This window comes from Paracoccus yibinensis (assembly GCF_030846195.1).
Taxonomy (GTDB): Bacteria; Pseudomonadota; Alphaproteobacteria; order Rhodobacterales; family Rhodobacteraceae; genus Paracoccus; species Paracoccus yibinensis.
Window position 1 is genome coordinate 168,324 of sequence record NZ_JAVCWH010000003.1, and the last position, 20,885, is coordinate 189,208.

Below are 20,885 nucleotides of genomic sequence, written 5' to 3' on the forward strand. Positions count from 1 at the left end.
TCATTAAGCTAACTCAATTGCTTGGCTGCCGGTTTCACCCGCGTGGCATTTGCCGGGCTTGGGCGGGGACCCGTAGGGCCGCGGCAAGCGCGGCAAAGCTTTCGGTGATGCCGGGGGTCCTGACCGTGACCAGATCGTCAAGCTGGGAAAACAGCTTCACCGCCTCGTCCAGGCGAGGATCGGCACCCGCGGCGTAAAGGCCCGCGCGGATCATCAGTTCGGATTCCGCATAAGCGCCAAGGGCGGCCCTGGCCTTGCCGATCATCCTGTTCTCGTCAGTGGTGGCGGCATCGGGCAGGGACCGCGACACCGACTTGACCACGTCGATCGCTGGAAAGCGCCCGCGTTCCGCGATCGTCCGGTCCAGCACGACATGCCCGTCCAGGGTGCCGCGCAGGATGTCGGCCACCGGCTCCTCCATGTCGGAACCGGCCACCAGCACGCTGAAGATGCCGGTGATATCGCCCGTCCCTTCCAGCCCCGGACCGGACCTTTCGGCCAAGGCCATGATCAGGTTCGACACCGACGGCGGAAAGCCGCGATAGCTGGGGGGTTCGCCAGCGGCCAGGGCAATCTCTCGATGCGCTTCGGCAAAGCGGGTGATCGAATCGGCCAGGAACAGCACATGGCGGCCCTGGTCGCGGAAATGTTCCGCCACCGCCATCGCGGCCCAGGCGCAGCGCCGCCGGATCAAGGGGGAACGGTCGGAGGTCGCGGCAACGATGACCGCCCGCGCCATGCCCTCTGGTCCCAGGGTTTTTTCGACGAATTCGCGCAATTCGCGTCCGCGTTCGCCGATCATGGCGATCACCACGACATCCGCCTGAACACCCTTGGCCAGACCCGACAACAACGTGGATTTGCCGACACCCGATCCGGCGAACAGCCCGATCCGCTGGCCCGTCACCAGGGGCAGCAGCGTATCGAAGACCGCAAATCCCGTCGGCAGACGGGTTCCCAAGCGTTTGCGGCGCACCGCCGGGGGGGCTTCGCGGCGGTAAGACAGGGGTTCGCGGCCCAGGGTCAGGGGCCGTCCGTCCAGCGGCTGTCCCAGCGGGTCGATGATCCGTCCGATCCAGGCATCGCAAGGCGCAATGGTCGGCGCGAACAGCAGTTCGACCTCTGCCCCGACGGAAAGTCCTTCGGCATCGCCTTCGGGCAGCACGTCGGCATGGCGGGGCGCAAGCCCCACGATCTCTCCCGCGACCTGGCCCTTTTGCAGGGAAATCATCACCCTGTCTCCGACCGAGGCATGGCAGTTCAGCCCCTCGACCCGGATCAATCCGGCCTGCATCGAATGCACGCGGCCGAAATGCCGGGTCATGCGCATGTCGGCGATGCGCGCCGCGATCGAGGTCAATTGATCCATGTCCGCCTTCCGTTCGTCAGCCTGCCGGACATCACAGATCTTCGGTCAGCGATGATGGTGGATCCCGCATGCCTGCTGCCAGCCTGGCAGCACATGCCGCCATAGAGATATCCTGGCGCAGAATCGGAAATAATGGGTTAACATCTCCCCCTGCCCGGACCTCGGGATCAGGCCGATGCCGCCTGATCGCCCCCTTCCTTCAGCCAGCCGGGGGCAAGGCGAACCTCGGACGCCCCGGCCAGAGGCAGGACGCGTTGCAGTTCGGCCAGAAGTCCCGCTTCTCTGGCGCGACCCAGTCTGACCCCTTTTTCTGGCCAGAAGGCCCGAACGTCCAGCACGCCCGCATCGCGTTTCGCGTCAAGCCGTCCGATGAGCCGGTCGCCCTGCATGACCGGGAACACGTAATAGCCATATCGGCGACGCGGCGCGGGCACGAAGATCTCGATCCGGTAGTGAAAGCCGAACAAACGCTCGGCCCTTGCGCGATCACGCAAGGCGGGATCGAAAGGCGACAGCAGCCGCACCCGCTGTGACGGCGGGGGCAACATGGACAGTGTATCCAGCATTGCAACTGTCGAGACGCTGCGCCGCCGGGTTCCGTCGGCCATCTCCACATCGATTTCGACGATCCGACCTGCGGCAAGGGCGTCGGCGCACCATTCCTTCGCCTCGTCACGGGTGGCTATCTCGAAGAAGGCCGCCAGTTCGCCGCTTGTGGCAAAGCCAAGCCGGTCCAGGGCGGCCGACAAGGCCCAGTCGATGATCTGCGGGGTATCGAGCTGAATGTTGCGGTATTCGGCCGGAATCACCCGTTCCGACAGGTCGTAGATCTTGCGAAATCCTGTGCGGTGGCTGATAGCCAGCCGCCCGGACCGCCAGAGATATTCGAGCGCCGTCTTCGAAGGGTGCCAGTCCCACCATCCACCCCCGCCGCGCCCCTTGTCCGGCCCGACATCCGTGGTGCTGGCCGGTCCGTGATCGGCAATCCGTCGCAGGATGGCATCAATCTCTCGATCCCAGCCCTCGCCGCGCCAGGCAGGCCAGCGATGCCGCATCCTTGCCTCGTCTCGCATGAACTTCAGCCGCCACATCGGATAGAACTGCATCGGGATGATGGCGGCATCATGGGTCCAGTGCTCGAAGGCAAGGCGCTGGCGGGCGACAAGACGATCAAGCGCCAGGGGACGATACCGGCCCCGTCGTGACCACAGGATCAGATCATGCGCGCGCGCCAGCGTGTTGACGCTGTCCACCTGGACAAAGCCCAGTTCCGTCAGCACGCCCAGCAGATCGCCGCCCACAGCCTGGCCGGGCTGCGGGCGCAACAGCAGGTGTCGGTCCAGAAACAGCCGGCGTGCATCGGCGTTTGTCAGCAGGGGTGACTTCATGCGGGGCAGATTAGACGCACAGGACAAAACCGCAATCGAACAGCGACCCGTCGAATGTCAGGCGCGGTTCGAACCGGTGCAGTCGCAGGTCACGGCCTTGGCCGTGATCCTTGCGAAGGACTTACCCCGAAGCATCCAGAATGGCCGGCAGCCGTGATTGCCGCCGATCAGCGCGGCCCGGGATCAAGCTGTGACCAGGCCGAGGCGGGGCTGGTCGTCCCGTTTTTATACACGGCCATGACCCGCCATGCCGCCACAGGCTGCGGGATCAGCACGGCCGACAGCGCCGTATCCAGATGCTGCACCTGGCCATTGCTGCCTGCGGGAATGTACTCGACCCGGAACTGACCGGCTTTGGCTGGTCCTTGCCAATGCAGTTCCGTCTTGCCGGTGGCGATCAACCGCTGCAGGACCGGGACCGGGGCACTGGCGGGTTCGGCTTGGGACAGGGGCACCCCCATCTGGGCCAGCCGGTCGGCGGCGGCGTCTATGCCGGTAGCGGCCTCGTACCAGGCGCGTGCGCGGGCCGGATCGGAGTCCACGCCCACGCCGGTTTCGTAAAGCTGGCCCAGGTAATAGGCCGCCCGGCCATTGCCCCACAGCGCGGCCCTTGCATAAAGCTGTGCCGCGCGTTCGGGATCCGTGTCGCCCAAGGCCAGACCCTCGGCCAGCAGGTGACCGGCGACCGGGGGATGCTCCAGGGGTGCCCGGCGCGACAGCGGAGAACGGGCCTGCGCGGGAAACGGCAGCAGGTTTGCCGCCATCACGGAATCCGTCGCGCCCGGCGCTGTATGGTATCCGGGAAACACCGCCAGAATCCCCGCAAGCATGGCGGCAAGGCCGGTCCGAAAGGTGCGCCTATGGGCCGGCACGGGCGGGTCGGACCTGTTGACGGCGGGTGGCGGGCAAGTCCGCTTCACCGACGGCCGCGATGAGACGGCGAAGGGCACCGGAGCCGCCACTATCGCAGGCACCTGGCTGGAAGGTCCGGCTTTCGCGGCTTGAGAATGCGCCATCGCCCCTTCGGGGGGCGAAGGAGCCATGCAAGTCTGAACGAAATCCCTGTCGAAGTAGGTCCGGCCGCTTGATTGCGCCTGGGCCAGGCAGCGATCCACCACAAGGTCTATCGTCCGGGGAATGCCCGCTGACAGCAGGTGAAGCTGCTCAAGGCCAGTTTCGTCGAAGCTCAGTCCTGAATCGCTGGTGTCAGGCGCGTTGATCAGCCGCTGCGAGACATAGGCCGCCGTTGCATCCCTATCCAACGGCAGCAGGCGGAACCGCCCGCCGATGCGAGCACGCAATCGGTCGAGACCGGGCCTGGCCAGACGCGCCTCCAAATCCGCCGGGCCGACCAGCAGAAGGGCAATCTCGGCCGCTGCTTCGACCAACCCGGTCAGATAGGCGAATCCCTTGTCGGGCAGGTCCTGCGCCTCGTTGACGATCAGCAGGTATCTGTTGCCCCGGCATGCCTTTGCCAAGGCCTTGAAACCCGTCTTGGGATGGTCAAAGGCCGGGGAATGAGGAATGCCCATGGCCCTGGGAAGATGGTGGTGAAGATCGGCCAGGGGGGCGCCAGTTCCGCCGATCTGGACCATGCGCCTGCCTGCACACAGGACGCCTACCTGCTCGACCAGCCTGGCCTTGCCCGTCCCCGGCTCGCCGGTCAGGACGAGGACGGACCGTTCACCGCCGATGCGGAACAGGATCTCGTCCAGGACCTGCTGATGGGCGTCAGCCAGATACGCCTGTCCAGGCACCGCCGCAGAGCTGATGTCCCTTGGGAAAGCGGTGTTGAACGAATTCACGATCCAATCCTCTCTCATGCCCTTCTGTCTGCCCCACAGCCGCCAGGGATAAGGCGCCAGAGGCCTGCGGCCGATCCTACAGGGCCTGCCTGCGCCTGGCGCGCCCCAGCCAGGCCAGCATGGCCATGCCACCGCCCAACAGGACACCCGCGGCCGGAATCGGCACGGGCGCGATCGCATCGTAATACACGCTTCGGACCGAAAAGCCTGCGGTGGAACTGGTTGCCGTCGTGGTGATCATGAGGCTGGAAATGGGCGCTCCGTCCGATCTCGACAGCGCGTCCCAGAACTTGCCGCCGTATCCATCCGGCACATTGGCTTCATCGAACGCAGTGGGCATGATCGTCTCTTCGGTGCCGTTCGCGCTGAACAGCGTATAGGTTCGCCCGGGATTGCCGTTGATCGCGCCGACATTGATCCGAAGGTCGCGCACCGCACGTCCGAAATCCAGGCGAACAATCTCTCCCGAATTGATCCGGGCATGGGCCTGATTTCCCGCACCGCCATAGACGCCGACGCCCTGTGGGCCAAAGGTCAGCTCGGCGCCCGAGCCGATGCTGGCGAGCAGGATATCGAAGTTGTTGACGGTATCCTGAAGCGTAATCTGCTTCGTGTCCGCCGGCCCTTCCGTCAGGCCGATGTTGACCGTCGCCGCCATGCCTGCGGCGGGCATGATGAAAAATGCCAGCGCGACAGCCCTGAGTCCCGATTTCATGTCCATTCCTCCCCTGCAAGTTCCTTTGCTTCGTTTAGTGGCCGTCATTCGGCAATGCACATCGCCTTGACGAACGCCAGTTTCGATCCTCCACCAGCCGGTCATGGTCCGGGACATGCCCAGACCGGAAATGACGCCTTTTACGTTTTCGATCATTCCTGTTGATGTCCCTGTCACGGTCAGCGTTCCCGGAATGCACGATTGAACTGGTCAGAGATCGGCTTGGCGAAATAGGAAAAGGCGGTCCGCTCCTCGGTCTGGACATAGACTTCGACTGTCATGCCCGGCAGCAGGCGCTGCGACGGCAGTTTCTCAAGTTCCGACTGCGCGACGTCTATCTGTGCGACGAAGAAATGCTGGCCTGTCGCGGGGTCAAGCGTGGTGGCGGGCGAGACATGCAGCACCTGCCCGACAAGCTCCGGCGTCGTCCGCTGGTTGAACGAAGTGAATCGAAGCCGGGCCGGATGACCTTCGGCAACCTGGTCGATGGACACCGGGGCAAGCTGGATCTCGACCTTCAGCCTCGCCTTTCGGGGAACGATCGTGGCCAGGACTTCGGCCGGCGTCACGATGCCGCCGATCGTATAAACCGTCAGTTCGTTCACGACGCCCGCGATCGGCGCCCGGATGTCCGTGCGCGACAGGCGATCCTCGACCGCCATCTCGCGGTCCTTCAGTTCCGAAAGACGGGTTTCCACCAGGCTCAGTTCCCGCTGCGCTTCGGTTCTTGCCTCCTCGTCGATGGCAAGGATCCTCAGGCGGATCTCGCTGATGCGGGCGTCGGCCCGCGCCAGTTCGGCATCGATCTCTCCGACCTCGCCGTCAAGCCGCGCAAGTTCCCGATCCAGGCCGGAAATCTGCGAGGCCTGCACAAGCCCCTTGTCGAACAGGGCTGTCATCTTGCCGTGCTCGTCGCTGACCAGGGCGATCTCTTTTTCCTTGGAAACGCGCTGCGCCGTCAGGCCCCTGATCTCATCCCCGATCTGCCGTATGCTCAGTTCAAGCTGTTGCTTCTGGCTTTCCCGGCTGGTCCGGTTGCCGTCGAACAGGCGGGTTTCGCCCAGGATCAGGGCTGCGATCCCTGCATCGGATCGATCCAGGTCCGGGGGGAACTCGATCATGTCCAGGCTGTCGCGTTCGGCCAGAAGGCGGGCGCGCTTGATCCTGTTTTCGATCAGTTGCGACCGGATGATCGACCGTTCGGCCCTGGTCTGCGCATCCTCGAGGCGGATCAGGATCTGCCCTTCCTCGACCTCGTCCCCCTCGCGCACCGCGATCTCGCGCACGATGCCGCCATCGCGGTGCTGGATCGCCTTCAACTCCTCGTCCACGACCACCGAACCCTGGGCGATCACCGCGCCGGACAGCCTGGCCGTCGCAGCCCAGCCCCCGGCCCCCCCGACAAGAAGCACCGCAAGCAGCGCGCCGACGGCGATGCGCCGCCCGATGCCAAAGGACATCCCCTTGCCATCAGGTTCATCCATTTCGTTCCAGCCCATCCCCATCATCCCCGTCCTTATGTCTCGACAAGCACTAGGGCATGGCGCCCATTGAGAACGATCGCGGTTTCGAAGACATTGTCCTTGTCGAGATCGGCCTCGATAAGCGTTTCGTTGTCGGTCTCGGCCCATTCGTTCTGATAGCGGATGGGAACGCGGTTGCTGTCGGCATCATTGCCATAGACCTTGTCGAACCTGTCCTCGACCGCCTCGAAGACTTCCTCGAATATCTCCCAGGTGGACAGCTTGAGACGGTCGCCGACCTTGAAATCCTCGATTTCATAGCGCGTCGCGCTGTTGGTCGCGCTGTTCGCCACATCCCGTTCGGGCGCCTCGAACTGGAATATGTTCCATCCGTCGCCGCCGCCCATGGTGACCGCGCTGCCTCCGAAGCGGATGATGTCGTCGCCCGATCCGGCCAGGACGCGCTCGAACCCGGAAAACTGATCTCCACCGATCTCGGCGCCGCTGACGCGTCCTGCGGCGATGTCGATCAGCAGGGCGGATTCCGCGGCCGAATAATCAAGAAGATCATCGCCCCGACCGCCCTCATAGACATCCCTGGCGCCATCCTGCGCCGCGACGATCCGGTCGTCTCCGTCATCCCCAAGGGCAACATCGGTGCCCAGCCCGTCGCGGATGGTGTCATTCCCCGGTCCCCCGGCAATCCGGTCTTGGCCCTCATCGCCATCAAGCACATCGCTTCCGGCTCCGCCCATAAGCTGGTCGTTGCCCAGACCGGCCATGACGAAGTCGTTGCCCTCTCCGCCCTCGATCGTGTCGTCGCCGTCGTCGCCGAACAGCATGTCGTCGCCGGCATCGCCCATCAGGCGGTCATGGCCTTCGCCGCCGGAAAGATGATCGTTGCCGATCCCGCCCATCAGCAGGTCGTCACCTGACTCGCCGAACAGCCGGTCGTCGCCCGCCTGACCGAACAGCCGGTCGGACCCCGGCCCGCCGCGCAGGTCGTCGTTTCCGTCGCCACCAAAGACAAGGTCGTCGCCCGCATCGCCCCACAGACGATCGTCGCCGCCCTCGCCCAGGATCGTGTCGTTGCCCGAACGGCCTTCGACCAGATCCTGTCCACCGCCCGCCTCGATCTGATCGGCATCCGCTTTCCCGATCAGGGTATCGTTGCCGTCGGTTCCCGCGATCACGCGCGACGGCAGGACCACGAAGTTGAGCGTCTGGGCCACGCTCGCCTCGCCGTCGCTGATCCGATAGGAGATCCTGACCGGGCCGGGGTCTTCCCCCGCCGTGAACATCCAGATCCCGTGGCCCATGTCCTCGATCTTGCCCGCCGATGCCGCGACCCCCTCGACCATCAGCTTGTCGCCGTCAGGATCCCCGGCGCCGCGCAGGAAATCGGACAGCCCGATCACCATCACGGTCGATGCCGACACGTCCCGCAGATGAACCGGCCCGGTCACGCGCGGGGCGCGGTTCGGATTCGGGTCGGATGGGATGGGGTCCCTTTTCATGTCAGGCACCGCTTTTCCAGCAGTCGCAGGGGCCAGCAATGTCGGCGCAACGGGGACCAGAGCGGGCATCGCGGGGCCGTTCAAGGCGGGCGGCGCATTGTCGTTCGCCAGCCGCGCCAGATAGGCGACCGGCTGAAGCATGGGCGAACCAATCCGATGCGGCGTTCCGAAGGCGATCGTGTCTTCCTGCGGCGTGAACTCGAAGGGGGCCGGCTCCGGCAGGTCGGCCTGTCGCTGGCTGCCCGGCAATCCGCCTTCGGGTGCATCGTCCTCAAGGCCGCCCGGTATCACGGACACCCGGGGCGCCCGAGGTTCGTCCTGCGGCTGCTCCTCGGGCGCGGTCTCCTGCGCCTCGGCCTTGCCGGTCAGGAACACCTTCAAGGCAACGGTGATCGCCGCCAGAAACACGGCCAGTCTGGCGACCACCCCCTGCTTTTCCTCGGGCTTCTGCGCATAGGGGGCGGCCGGGTCGGCCGGATCGGCGGTCTGCCTTGTTCCCTTGACGCTGATCATGATGCCACCGTGACCTTGGCGCCCTCTTTCACGGGCGCCATCTTCGCGGCGGAAACGCGGGCACCCCCGATGACCTGATCGCGCGGCCCGAAGGCGGACATCTTCCCGTTCTGCACCACCGCCACCAGATCCACCGCGGCAAGCGCGCTTGGCCGGTGCGCGATTACCACGACGATCCCGCCGCGCGCCTTCACGGCTTCGATCGCCTCGGTCAGGGCGGCCTCGCCTTCGCCGTCGAGGTTCGAATTCGGCTCGTCCAGAACCACCAGGAAAGGCTCTCCGTAAAGTGCACGCGCCAAGCCAAGCCGCTGTCGCTGGCCCCCCGAAAGCGCGGTGCCGTTCGGTCCCAGATCGGTGTGATAGCCGTCGGGCAGGCGCACGATCATTTCATGGACATTCGCCGCCCGCGCCGCCGTGATGATCCGCTTCGGATCGGGATCTTCCTCCAGCCGGGCGATGTTCTGGGCGATGCTGGTGTCCAGCAAGGCATATTCCTGCGGCAGATAGCCCATCACCGGTCCCAGTTCCTCCTCGTCCCACTGGGTCAGATCGGCGTCGTCCAGCCGGACGCTGCCGCGAAGCACCGGCCAGATGCCGGTCAGCGCCCGCACCAGCGTCGTCTTGCCCCCGCCCGAGGGGCCGATGATGCCCAGGGCCTGCCCGGCCTGCACCTCAAAGCTGACCTCGCTCAGCAGGACGCGGCCCGATCCGGGCGCCGCCACGGTGATGTTCTCGACCTTGAGCGACTTGACCGGGCGCGGCAGGCTCATCCGCTTTGTCGCCTGGTCCAGGATCGCCACCGTTCCCTTCAGCCGGTCGAAGGCGGTCCGCGCGGAAACCACGTTCTTCCAGTTGCCGATCGCAAGGTCGATCGGCGCCAGCGCCCGCGCCGAGGCGACCGAGGCCGCGATGATCGCACCCGCCGAAAGGCTGCCCTGGATCGTCAGATAGGCGCCGAGGCCCAGGACGGCGGATTGCAGGATCATCCGCAACACGCGAGAAATCGCCCCGAAGGTGCCGCTGATGTCGTTGTTGCGGGTCTGCAAATCCAGATGTTCGTCGTTGGCGGACCGGAACCGGCGCAGGGCACGGGGCGCCATGCCCATCGCCCGCAGGCATTCCGCATTGCGCGTGTTCGAATCCGCGATGGCGTTGCGCTGGACATAGGCCTTGTGCGTGGCCGTGCTGAGCCGCCGGGTCAGAACCTCGGCGATCAGGGTCATTGCCGTCAGGACGACGGCCCCGCCCAGTGTGAGCGCGCCCAGCATCGGGTGAAGGACATAGACGAAGATCAGGAACACCGGCACCCAGGGCAGGTCGAACAGCGCCATCGGTCCCTGGCTGCCCAGAAAGCTTCGCACGGTGTCCACGTCGCGGCCCCGCGCCAGGGCTTCGGCGCTGGAAAAGCCGAAGCGCGGCATGTCGATGGCGACCTGATGTGCGGCGGGCGCGATCTTGCGATCCAGCTTGGCACCGACACGGATCAGGATTTGCGAGCGGACGATGTCGAAAAGCCCCTGGAAGAAATAAAGCCCGATCGCCAGCGCCGAAATCGCCAGCAGTGTGGGAATGCTGCCGCTGGACAACGCACGGTCATAGATCTGCATCATGTAGAAGGATCCGGTCAGCGCCAGGATGTTGATGATGCCCGAGATCATGAACAGGAACAGAAAGACGCTGCCGAATCCGCGGGTCAGTTTCTCGCCGGTCTTGCGCTTGGCTTCCGCTTTTGCCTCTTGGCTGGCCATTCGATTTCACCGCGTTGCACCATGAAAGAACAGGATGGCAGCGGGCGGCGCATACCGCCCGCTGCCTGCGATCACCTAAAGGCCAAGCTGCGCTTCGGTGATCTGGTGGGTTCCGCGAATGCTGATCGAGAACTCGGCCTCGTCATCATTGTCGGTGTTGCCGCTTAGAACGGTATAGGCGCCGTCCTCCCGGACCTCTTGGGACACCATCACCTGCCCCGCCTCCGTCAATGCGCCGGAAACAAGGGTGAAGTTCTGGTTCCCCTTGAGGCCGATATTGGCGTCGATCGAGGTCAGGTCGATCCGGTCGCCAGGCTGGAACCCGACGATGCTGTCGCCATCGGCATGTTCGGACAGCAGGAAGCGGAAGACGTCCTTGCCGTCGCCGCCGTCCATCACGTTCACCGCGTCGGATGCGGTGATCTGGTCGTCGCCCGATCCGGTCACGATATTCTCGATGTTGTAGAGAATGTCCCTTCCGGTTTCGGAACTTGTCGCCGAGCCGCCTTTTCCGGCGCGGCTGCCAAGATCCGCCGTGATGTTGGCAAGGATCGACGACATGTCCAGCGTATCGCTGCCAAAGCCGCCATCCGCATTGTCGCCATGATAGGTGTCGTTGGCATCGCCAGCTTCCGCCAGGAAGGTGTCGTTGCCTTCCCCGCCGAACAGTTCGTCGCCGCCCGCCCCGCCACGAAGCAGATCGTTGCCCCCTTCACCGAACAGGCGGTCCCTGCCGACGTCGCCGTGGAGAGGGTCGTTCCCCGCGCCGCCCATCACTTCATCATTGCCGCTGCCGGCAAGGATCACGTCGTTGCCGGCACCGCCGGACATGACGTCGTTCGCCTTGCTGCCGTTGCTGACGCCCGCACCGGCCTGGGCCACCATCGCGTCGAAGCCGGCCACCCCGGGAGGAACGGCATCCGTTCCGGCGGGGGGCTGCTGTGCCGGGGGTTGCGGCACGGGGGGCTGCTGCGGCGCGGATCCGGTCGTGTCCGACTGGAAGCCGGGCAGGCCGCCATCGCTGCGGAAGGTGATCGAATGGCCCTGGGTCGAGATCGTGGTCGAGCCATCCGGGTTGGTGGTGGACACGTAATCGTCGATCGTCTTGCCGGGCAGCAGTTCCACCACATCCTGCGGCCGCAGGGTTCCCACGATGGTGTCGTTGCCGCCGGCGCCCTTGAAGACGATCCGGTGGTTCGACAACAGCGAGGATATGTTGACCGTGTCGTTCCCGCCTGATCCCTGGATGGTGATCGTGTCAGGGCGCAGGCTGGTGGTGACATCGAAGTTGCCATACATCTCGATGGTGTCGCCACCGATCTGCGTGTTCCCGCTGACCCCGCCGCCGTTGACCATGATCTCCTCGATCTCGGTCAGTTCGGCGATGACGGTCTCGGCGCCGCCCGCGACCTGGCGGGTGACGACGATCTCGCTTTCGTCGCTGCCGGCAAAGCCGATGCGGGCGACAGCTTCGTCATATGTGTAGATGCGATAGGTTTCGGCCTGGGTATTGCCGACGATCTGGAACAGGTCGCCGTTCGTCCCCTCGGTGCCGCCGTTGATGATGTCGGTGCCGTCGCCCGGACTCCACAGGAAGATGTCGTCGTCAAGCTGCGGCTCGGCGGTGTCGTCATCCGCGTCGCCGAGGTCATGACCGTTCAGGACGTCATCGCCTACGCCGCCGATGATGATATCGCCGCCGCTGCTGCCGATGATGGTTTCGCCAGCGGCGGTGCCGAAGATGATCGACGCGCCGGTCGCCACCGCGCCGCCGGTGACGATGGACCGGGTAACGCCATCGCCGAACCGGATCTGCTCGATGCCGGTCAGGGTGTCCGTATTGCCCCCCGCCCGGTGGATGACCCTCGCAAGCCCGGTTCCGGTGACGTCGAAGGTATAATCGCTTGCGGCGCCGGCGAAGACTGCCGTGTCCGTGCCCGCCCCGCCGTTCACCCCGTCATTTCCCGCACCCCCTTCAAGCACGTCGTCGCCGTCGCCGCCAAGCAGGTTGTCGGTGCCGGCATTGCCGATCAGGATGTCGTTGCCACCAGCACCGGTCAGAGCGTTGTTCCCCGAGTTCCCGGTGATCTCATTCGCCTGGGCGGTTCCGGTCCCGCTGTTGTTTCCGGTGCCGGTCAGCACAAGGTTCTCGACAGCGCCGTCGACATGCACCCCGCTTGCGTCCAGGCTGATCGAGATCGCGGACAGGATGGTATCGGTGCCGTCGCCACCCGTCTCGTTCACGCGATCACCAGCCTGAGCGACGATATAGGTGTCGTTCCCGGCGCCGCCGTTCATCGCATCGGCGCCGATGCCGCCATCCAGGATGTCGTCGCCGCCATTGCCGTTCAGGACATCGTTGCCACCGAAGCCCAGCAGCAGTTCCCTTTCGTTGCCGCCCGCGACGGCGCCGGTCCCGGTGTTGCCGCCATTCGTGCCGCGCACGAAGGTATAGGCCACGCCGTCGAACTCGACCCGCTCGATCCTGTTCCCAAGCGTGTCGGTGCCGCCCCCCGCGCTTGTCACCTGGAAGGTTCCAGCGGCCATGGCGAAGGTGTGGCTGGTGATGCCGCCGGCAAGCACCAGGGTGTCAATGCCGCCCCAGCCTTCGAACACGTTGTTGCCCGCGTTGCCGGTGAAGCGGTTGTCAAGGGCATTGCCCTCGCCGTTGAAGGCGCCTTCGGCAAGCACCAGGTTTTCGACGTTGTTGCCCAGGACATAGTTGGCCAGAGAGGACCGGACGGTGTCCGCGCCGGCATTCGCCCCTTCGGTCACCTGGTCGCCGGTGTTATCGACGGCATAGGTGTCGTCGCCCGCGCCCCCGGCCATTGCGTCCGCACCCGCGCCGCCGTCGATGAGGTTGGCACCCGCGTTGCCGGTCAGCGTGTCGTTCTGGGCGCTGCCCACGAGGTTCTCGATATCGATCAGCCGGTCAGTGCCCGCGCCGATCGTAGGCTGCTCCTCGAAGCTTGGACGTCCGTTTTGTCCCAGCAACGAAACGGTAACGCCTGCGGAAGCACCGGCATATGAGGCTGTGTCAACGCCCGCGCCGCCATCGATGCGGTCGTCGCCGTCACCGCCGTTCAGAAGATCATTGCCGTCATCGCCATACAGATCGTCATTGCCGGCAGCGCCAAGAAGGGTGTCGTCACCGAAGCCGCCGCGCAGGATGTCGCGGCCTCCTCCACCGTCGAAGTTATTGTCGAGGCTGTTGCCCGTCAGCACATCGTTCCCGCCGCCGCTGGTGACGTTCTCGACCCCGCGGGTCAGCGAGAAGCCGGTGGCCGCCCCGGACAGCAGGTTCACCGTCACGTTGCCGGCGGTGTCATAGACCAGCCTGTCGGTGCCGCCCCCCAGGTCAAGCTCGTTTGCCTCGATATTCGTCACCGTCGTGCCATTGACCTGCGCGATGGTGCTGCCCGACAGGGTGACGGTGACCGTGTCGGGGTTGCCCATGACGCTTTCAACGATCCGCAGCCGGTCCTGACCGGCGCCGCCGTTGACGGCATCGCTGCCTTGGCCGTTGCCGTGGATGATGGTGTCGTTGCCATCGCCGCCATTCACGGCGTCGTCGCCAGCGCCGCCGTTCAGGGTGTCGTCGCCAGTGCCGCCGTTCAGGACGTCGTTCCCTCCGCCGCCATTGGCGGTGTCGTTTCCAGCCCCGGCATCGACGGTGTTGTTGCCCGCTCCGCCGACAACGAAGTCATCGCCGACGGTCGTGCCGCCCTCGCTGTCTCCGTTACCCGCATCGATCGCTGCGGCATCGCTCTGGATGTGGTTGCCGACGATCTCGGTCACCTCGGAATAGACGGTCTCCTCGTTCAGAAGGTCGTCCTGATAGACCACCCGCATCCGCAGATGCTGGCCGACCAGGGCCGCGCCCGGAACGAAGCTGCGATCGTTGCCGCCCGACTCCGCCGGCACGTCCTGCCATCCGGTCGTGCCATCCGCCGAGAACTGCCATTGATAGCTCAGCAACCCTTCCTCGAAGGCATCCGTCATGCCGTCGGGGTCGGTAAAGGCGATGGTCGCGGTCAGCGGCTGGCCTTCGGTGGGGGACATGTCGCTGATCAGAAGCCCCCCGGTGGTCGGGCCGTCATTGACGCCGCCCACCGGATCGGTCGGCTGCGACGAGACTATCTCGGTCACGCCGCCGCCATCGACATAGGTGCCCAGCACCCGGATCCGCAGCCCGTCGTGGTCGTTGGTCGGGGTGAAGGTGTTGCCCCTGGCGCCGGGAATGTCGATATAGTCGCCGGTGCCGTCGTTCCGTTCGATCTGCCAGCGGAAGCTGATCGAGTTCGGGCTGACCCTGCCATCCGGGTTGTTCAGGTCGCGGATCTGGTCCGCACTGACGGTCAGCATCTGGCCTTCCCTTGCAGGCAGGCCGGTGATGGTCAGGCGCCCGGTCGGATCGACGTTGCCGGTTTCGCGGATGGTGTACATCCCATCGGCAAACTGGATCCGCTCGATCCCGATCAGGGTGTCGGTCCCTTCGTCGATGGCGGGGTCGATATTTTCATTCTCGCGCCGCGCCACATAGGTCCGGTCGCCGACCTGGGTGATCTCGTACCAGTCGCGGTTGCCCGCGAAGATCGCCGTGTCGGTGTCGTCGCTGGCATCCTCGGCATACTTGATCTCGCGGACGATATGCATCTGGCTGGGCTTGATCGCCCGCGCCAGCAGCAACTCGCTGAGGGATTTGCCCGCCGACCCTGCGGGAAGCCCCAGGGCGCTCGCCTCGGCTTGGCTGAACACGTGCTTCAGCGTATCGACCGTTGCGAGTTCGTTCTCGGGGGTGTTGGCCTGGCCGTCGCCGACGATGCGGATGCGGACGTTCAGCCAGGCGTCGCCGTGGATGAAGTCGTCGGCCCCGCGCCCTTCGAAGGTGTCGCTGCCGTCACCGCCCAGCAGCAGGTTGCCTTCGGCCCAGGCGACCACGCTTTCCAGATCCACGTCCGGGTCCGTCGGCGCGTCCTCGATGCTGATGCCAAGCAGGTTGCGCAACCCGTCGATGCGGTTGACGCCTGCCTGGGTCAGCCCGTGGTTCTCAAGGCTGAACTCGACCTCGATCTCGCCGTCGGCACCGCGGTCGTCGCCGCGCAGCATGTCATTGTGGATCCAGCCCGACAAGGCCTCGGTCTGGTCGAAGCGGTCGCGCAGGATGTCGTCGAAGACGGTGGTGAAGAACGGGATGCGCATGTCGGCATCCGCCGCAACCGCGCTGCCCTTGTAGATCGCCCAGTCGAAGCCGAACATGCCCTCGTTGCGCATGACGCTTTCGCCCTGGACCATGATGTCGTCGCCGGATTCGGCGTCGAAGTCATTCTCGTTCTCGCCCGCGAACATCACGTCGTGGCCAAGGATGGTCGAGTTGAAGAACAGTTCCGAGTTGTCGCCGTTCAGGATGTCGAAGCCGTCGCCGCCCTCCATCCAGTCGTCGCCCTCGCCGCCGATCAGGAAGTCGTGGTCAAGGCCGCCCAGCATGAAGTCGTTGCCTTCGCCGCCAAAGACCTCGGTAGCATCGACGCCGACCAGGAACACGTCCTTGCCATCCCCGCCCATGAGGACGTCGAGACCGTTCGAATTCGCGATGACGTCGTCGCCGCTGCCACCCTTGAGGAAGTCGCCGGTATCCCCCGAATCCGTGATGATGTCGTCGCCTGCCCCGCCGATGACCAGATCGACCCCGTGGCCGCCTTCGATCCGATCGTCGCCATTGCCGCCCCAGATGCCATCATCGCCGTCGCCGCCGATGATCGTATCCGCGTATTCGGTGCCGCCCATCACCATATGCTCGCCGCCGGTGAAGCGGAGATAATTGGTGTCGGCCCCCGGCGTGTTGGGATCGTTTCTCTGCACCTTGGGACGGATCGCGTTCATGAACGGATCGTCGCCTTCGGGATCCAGCGCGATCTGCGCGGCTTCGCTCACCTCGAGGACGCCGTCGTACTTGGCGAAGGAATCGACGCCGATGTGATGCGTGACGACGTCGTCGTCGGTCCCGCGGATGCCGTCCGGGCCCGGCTGGGTCAGGTCGGTGTTGGCCATGATCATCTTCGAGAACGTGTTGTCTTCAAGCTCGGTCAGGAAGTTGAGGCCCTGGGTCCGCGACAGATAATAGAAGCGGTCGCCTTCCTGAAGGTTCTCCATCTGCAGTTCGAATACGGCATTGAAGGTCGAGCCGAGCATGCCGCCAAAGGGCATGATCCTTTCGGCCAGGCCGCCGATCCACAGGTCGACATGGTTCAGGCCGGTTTCCACCCCGGCCCAGGCGCCGGTGCCGTTGAGGAAGGCCAGCCGATCCTCGATCACGCTGGGCCGCACGATATCCAGGCGCACGTCGTCGATCAGGATCTGGTCGCCCGTGCCGCCTGGATGCACGATCTCGATCCGCAGCCCAAGTCCGGCCTGGGCGGGGGTGATCACTGCGGTTTCCAGCGTGACGGTGGACCAATTTCCGTCAACCGGGGTCGGCAGCACGACGCTTGCCAGGACATTCCCGTTCGAATCGACAAGACGCGCCTGACCGCCGGGCCAGCCCAGGTCGGCCCGATCGCCCACATCGACCGTCAGGCGATAGCTGGCCCCCTCCTCCAGCGTCAGGCCGGTGGTTTGGGACAGCACGGCGCCGTTGCGGATCCATGCCACGGCGGTCCCGTCGATGCCCGCCTGGTTGATGACGGGGTTGGCCGGGTCGATCAGGCCGCCCTCGCCGCCCGTCAGCGTCCAGCCGGTCGGTGCGGACGTGGTATAGTTGCCGTTCGGGTGCGTGATGACGCCCGGCTGTCCAGAAGCAAGTGAATCCGTTTCGAAGCTGGCATTCGCAAGCGTTGCAGCCTGGGTAGAGGTTCCGCTCGATTCGCCGAAGCCCAGCAATTCCATCGCGGCTTCGCGCTTCTCCTCCAGCGTAGTCGCGTTGAGGATGGCGGGATGGGTGCCATAGGCTGCCAGGAAGTTGATGATCGAGGCAGGCGTCTTCAGGTTGGCGCCGAAATCCGCCCAGCTTTCATAGGGCTTGAGCCAGCTTGAATTGCTGGCAGCATAAAGCTGTTCCCGCGCCTCGTTCAGGGACGGCACGCCGGCGTCGCGGCCACGGGCGATGTTGATCGCGGCAAGATCCAGCGGCAGGCCCAGCAGGTTGTTGCGCAGCGATTCCGTCGTGAATTCGTCGATGGCATTGCCATGCACATAGGTCATGCCGCGAATGATCGCGCCAGCGGCCTGTTCGGGCGTGATGGTGCCATCCCGATCATACAGGACCGGGTTGAGGAAGGCCTCGATCAGGCCGACATCCACGCCCCAGCCATCCTTGGCATCCGTGACGCCGTCGCCGTTCGTGTCCGACAGCGGATTGCCATCCGGCCCAACCGGATTGCCGTTGGCATCCAGCGGCAGAAGCTTCAGGTGGTCGGTCAGCATCGAATGGCCGAACCGATAAACGGTATGCGCGAACTCGGCGAAGATCGCCGGGTTCACGTCGGTGATGGTGTTGAAGACGAACAGGTCGATGTTCGGCTGGATCTTGCGGCCGAATTCCTCGAAAACGAGATGCTGATACTGCATCTCGGTCGCGAAACGGCCCGTCTGGAACAGGCGCTCGCCATCCCATTGCAGGTTGTCCACAACGTTCGGGTCGGTCAGATCCACGTTCTGCGCAACATCGACAAGCAGCCATTCGTTCAGGAAAGCGACATCCGCAGCCCTGCCGCTCTGGGCGATCTCGATGATCTGTTTCTTGACATCCTCCACCTGCCGGTTGTGTTCGGAATGGAAGACATGGTGGACGGCGGTCAGGCCGATATTCTCGTTTCCGCGCCCGTCGCCGGTGATGAAATGCCGGTCAAGCAATTCGTTGTCGTAAACGGCGGTTCCCGGAGGGGGCGGCGGCAGAGGATTGCCGAACTCGTCGGTTTCGGTGTCGATGTCGGGCTGCAGGATCGACGGCCCGCTGCCGAACGGGTTCGCGTTGTTGGCGATGTCGTCCAGGAACTGGTGCGAGGTGCGGACCGGGCCAAGTCCGCCGTTCAGCGTTGTCAGGTTCAGCGGTGTGTCCGGCGTGCCGCTTGCCGTCAGGTCGTCTGCAGTGTTCGGGATCCCATCGGGACCGACGTTATAGACCACCTGCGGAAAGCCGTTCGCGTCACGGATGAATTCGCCATAAGGATCGGTGCGCAGCAGCGGCACGCCGATGATGTCGTAATCGGTCAGCTCGATCCCCAGCTTCTCGGCCGCCTGCTTCTTGACATCCGCCCAGGTCGCAAGCCCGCCATTGGCTCCGTCCAGCAGATGGCCCGTCGCCATGGGCTTGCCGTCCACCATCTTGTACTCGCGCAGGAACACCTGGTGCGAGGGATGCGAGGTATAGGTCTGGTTCTGGTCGACGAAGGGCGTGGTCTTGTTCTTGGCCTCCATCGTATCGTCGGCGGTGCCCAGCACCCCGTCCGCGCCCGGACCCGCCTCGGGCTTCAGGCGCGTGATCGCCATGAAGGCCCGGCTGGGCGGCACCTCGTCACCACTGCCCGCGATGCCATCCGGGCCGTGGGTGCGAAGCGGGTCATCGGCGGCCAGGGGGACGAAGATCGTGCCGTTGTCGCCCTTGTGGATCAGGTCCAGCCCGTGGTCGAAGAACTGGCCGAAGAAGGTCATCCAGCCGTTGAACGGCGCCGAAAGCCCCTCGTCCGGGGCCACGTTCGGCAGCACGACGCTGTTGCCGTCCATCTCGATGCCATAGTCTTCGGACAGCCGGTCATAAAGCGCGGTCTTCAGGCCAGCAATCTCGGGCGACGCGATGGCGGCAGCGGCCGCCGCAGCCTTTTGCGCCGCAGTGGCCCCCGGGGCAAGCGCCTCAATCGCCGCCTGCACTGCGGCGCCGGCGGCATCTACATAGGCGTCATGCTCGGCCTGGATCGAAGCCACGGCTTCCAGAATGCTCGTCTCGCCATTGGCGGCGGGATTGTATTCGGCATATTGCAGCGCCGCGATGATCACGGCGGGGTTCTTCAGCGTCTGGTCCGAAATGAGGTTCGTGATGATGCGCGGATCGGTATCGACCACGTCGCCATCGGCGCCATAGTCGGTGTTGCCAAGCTGTCCCCCCGGCGCCGGCCCGTTCAGGTCGATCGGATTCTCGTCCTGTTCGTTCAGCCATTCCGGATCCAGCATCCGCGGCATGATCTGGTCCGAGGCACCCCAGAGTTCGCGGCCTTCGATCAGGTTGTTATAGCTGCCATCGACCGTCCGAAGCCCATAGGGAAGATGCGGTTGCGCAATCTGCTGATCCAGCGGCGTTCCCGCGGCATGCGCTTCTGCGATCTTGATTTGTTTCAAAATGAACTGCAGGTCGTGTTGGTTCAGTTTTACAGCCATGGCACCCTCCCTTTCAGGCGCAAACACACGATTTTCTAATCCGGCTGATAAGTCAGGCGGATTTGGTTCATTATCGAATGTCGTGATTTCCACAAAGGAGCCGTGTTACGTTGCAAAACGGCCATGCCGTTCGTGGGCAACGCTTATTCCCCACCCAGTGAGGCACCTGTGCAGACAGCACGTACACGTTATACATCCCGGGAGGCCATTGAAAATCGCTCCTGGGAAGGGCTACAAAATCGTCAGGCGATGATCCCTCTCCACCTCTCGTCCTTTGATTAAGGACTTCAGACTTCCGTCTGTCTAGAATAAAATTTAGTCCGGGTCCAAAAGGCCGAAAATTCAGCCCTTCGTCATAATACCAGCTAACTTATTATTGCTGCATTCCTTGCAAGAGACGTTTCTGTTTCAACCATCGGTTTAAATTACAAAAGTGGTTATTCTTGGCGAGGGTGGTGTCGAATCACCATAAAATGCATTTGTACAAGGTTTAGAGCTCTGCCAATCAATTTCCCGACAGCAAAAGTTAACCTATCTGAGTCCGTTGGCGGATGACCAAACAAGGCCCGCCCGTTCTGCAGGCTGCTTTGGCAACGTGCCTGCATGTTGGATCATCTCAGCCTAAAGTCGCAGATCATGGGGGACTTAATGCAGGACACTGCATCCATAGGTCCGAACGGCAGGCGGGGCATCGACGACGCGGGCGAGCTTTGGCCGACAACCGGCCAGATTTCCTGAAGCTTGGATGATCCTGGCGCTGGAGCGGGTGAACGTTATCAGTGCAAGTGAGTCTGGCCGACCAAAGCATGGCGCAGAGTTCGAAGAGGAGGCAGAGTTAACCCTGTGCCCTCCGCATGAAATGGATGTCTGCCATCCGGCTTCCGATCGGAGCCATCCGAAGCACAGTCCTGTGCCGCCAGACTGGCCGGCCATGCGGATCAGGAAACGATGGGGGACCGCTTCCCAAGTGGCGGCCAAGCATCGTCATTGTTCATGGG

Annotated in this window: 8 protein-coding genes; all 8 read right to left on the reverse strand. The window is 64.3% G+C overall.

What is annotated here, in order from left to right:
• Positions 1 to 34 precede the first annotated feature (34 nt).
• Positions 35 to 1,369, reverse strand: a complete 1,335-nt coding sequence (locus RAH32_RS08010) for a FliI/YscN family ATPase (protein WP_306606915.1) — start codon at positions 1,367 to 1,369, stop codon at positions 35 to 37.
• A 167-nt stretch (positions 1,370 to 1,536) separates the two neighbouring features.
• Positions 1,537 to 2,757, reverse strand: a complete 1,221-nt coding sequence (locus tag RAH32_RS08015) for a winged helix-turn-helix domain-containing protein (protein ID WP_306606917.1) — start codon at positions 2,755 to 2,757, stop codon at positions 1,537 to 1,539.
• 167 nt (positions 2,758 to 2,924) lie between these two features.
• Positions 2,925 to 4,562, reverse strand: a complete 1,638-nt coding sequence (locus RAH32_RS08020; protein ID WP_306606919.1) for an AAA family ATPase — start codon at positions 4,560 to 4,562, stop codon at positions 2,925 to 2,927.
• A 76-nt stretch (positions 4,563 to 4,638) separates the two neighbouring features.
• The gene (locus tag RAH32_RS08025; protein ID WP_306606921.1) at positions 4,639 to 5,433 is read right to left on the reverse strand and encodes a hypothetical protein; all 795 of its coding nucleotides are present in this window, start codon (positions 5,431 to 5,433) and stop codon (positions 4,639 to 4,641) included.
• 23 nt (positions 5,434 to 5,456) lie between these two features.
• Positions 5,457 to 6,761, reverse strand: a complete 1,305-nt coding sequence (locus tag RAH32_RS08030; protein ID WP_306606923.1) for an HlyD family type I secretion periplasmic adaptor subunit — start codon at positions 6,759 to 6,761, stop codon at positions 5,457 to 5,459.
• 32 nt (positions 6,762 to 6,793) lie between these two features.
• A complete protein-coding gene (locus tag RAH32_RS08035; RefSeq protein ID WP_306606925.1) occupies positions 6,794 to 8,770 on the reverse strand; it encodes a cadherin-like domain-containing protein in 1,977 nt (658 codons plus the stop codon).
• Entirely contained in the window at positions 8,767 to 10,518 is a 1,752-nt protein-coding gene (locus RAH32_RS08040; RefSeq protein WP_306606927.1) for a type I secretion system permease/ATPase, read from the reverse strand. The genes RAH32_RS08035 and RAH32_RS08040 overlap by 4 nt, the downstream gene beginning before the upstream one ends.
• Before the next feature lie 75 nt (positions 10,519 to 10,593).
• Entirely contained in the window at positions 10,594 to 19,887 is a 9,294-nt protein-coding gene (locus RAH32_RS08045) for a peroxidase family protein (RefSeq protein WP_306606929.1), read from the reverse strand.
• Positions 19,888 to 20,885: the final 998 nt, after the last annotated feature.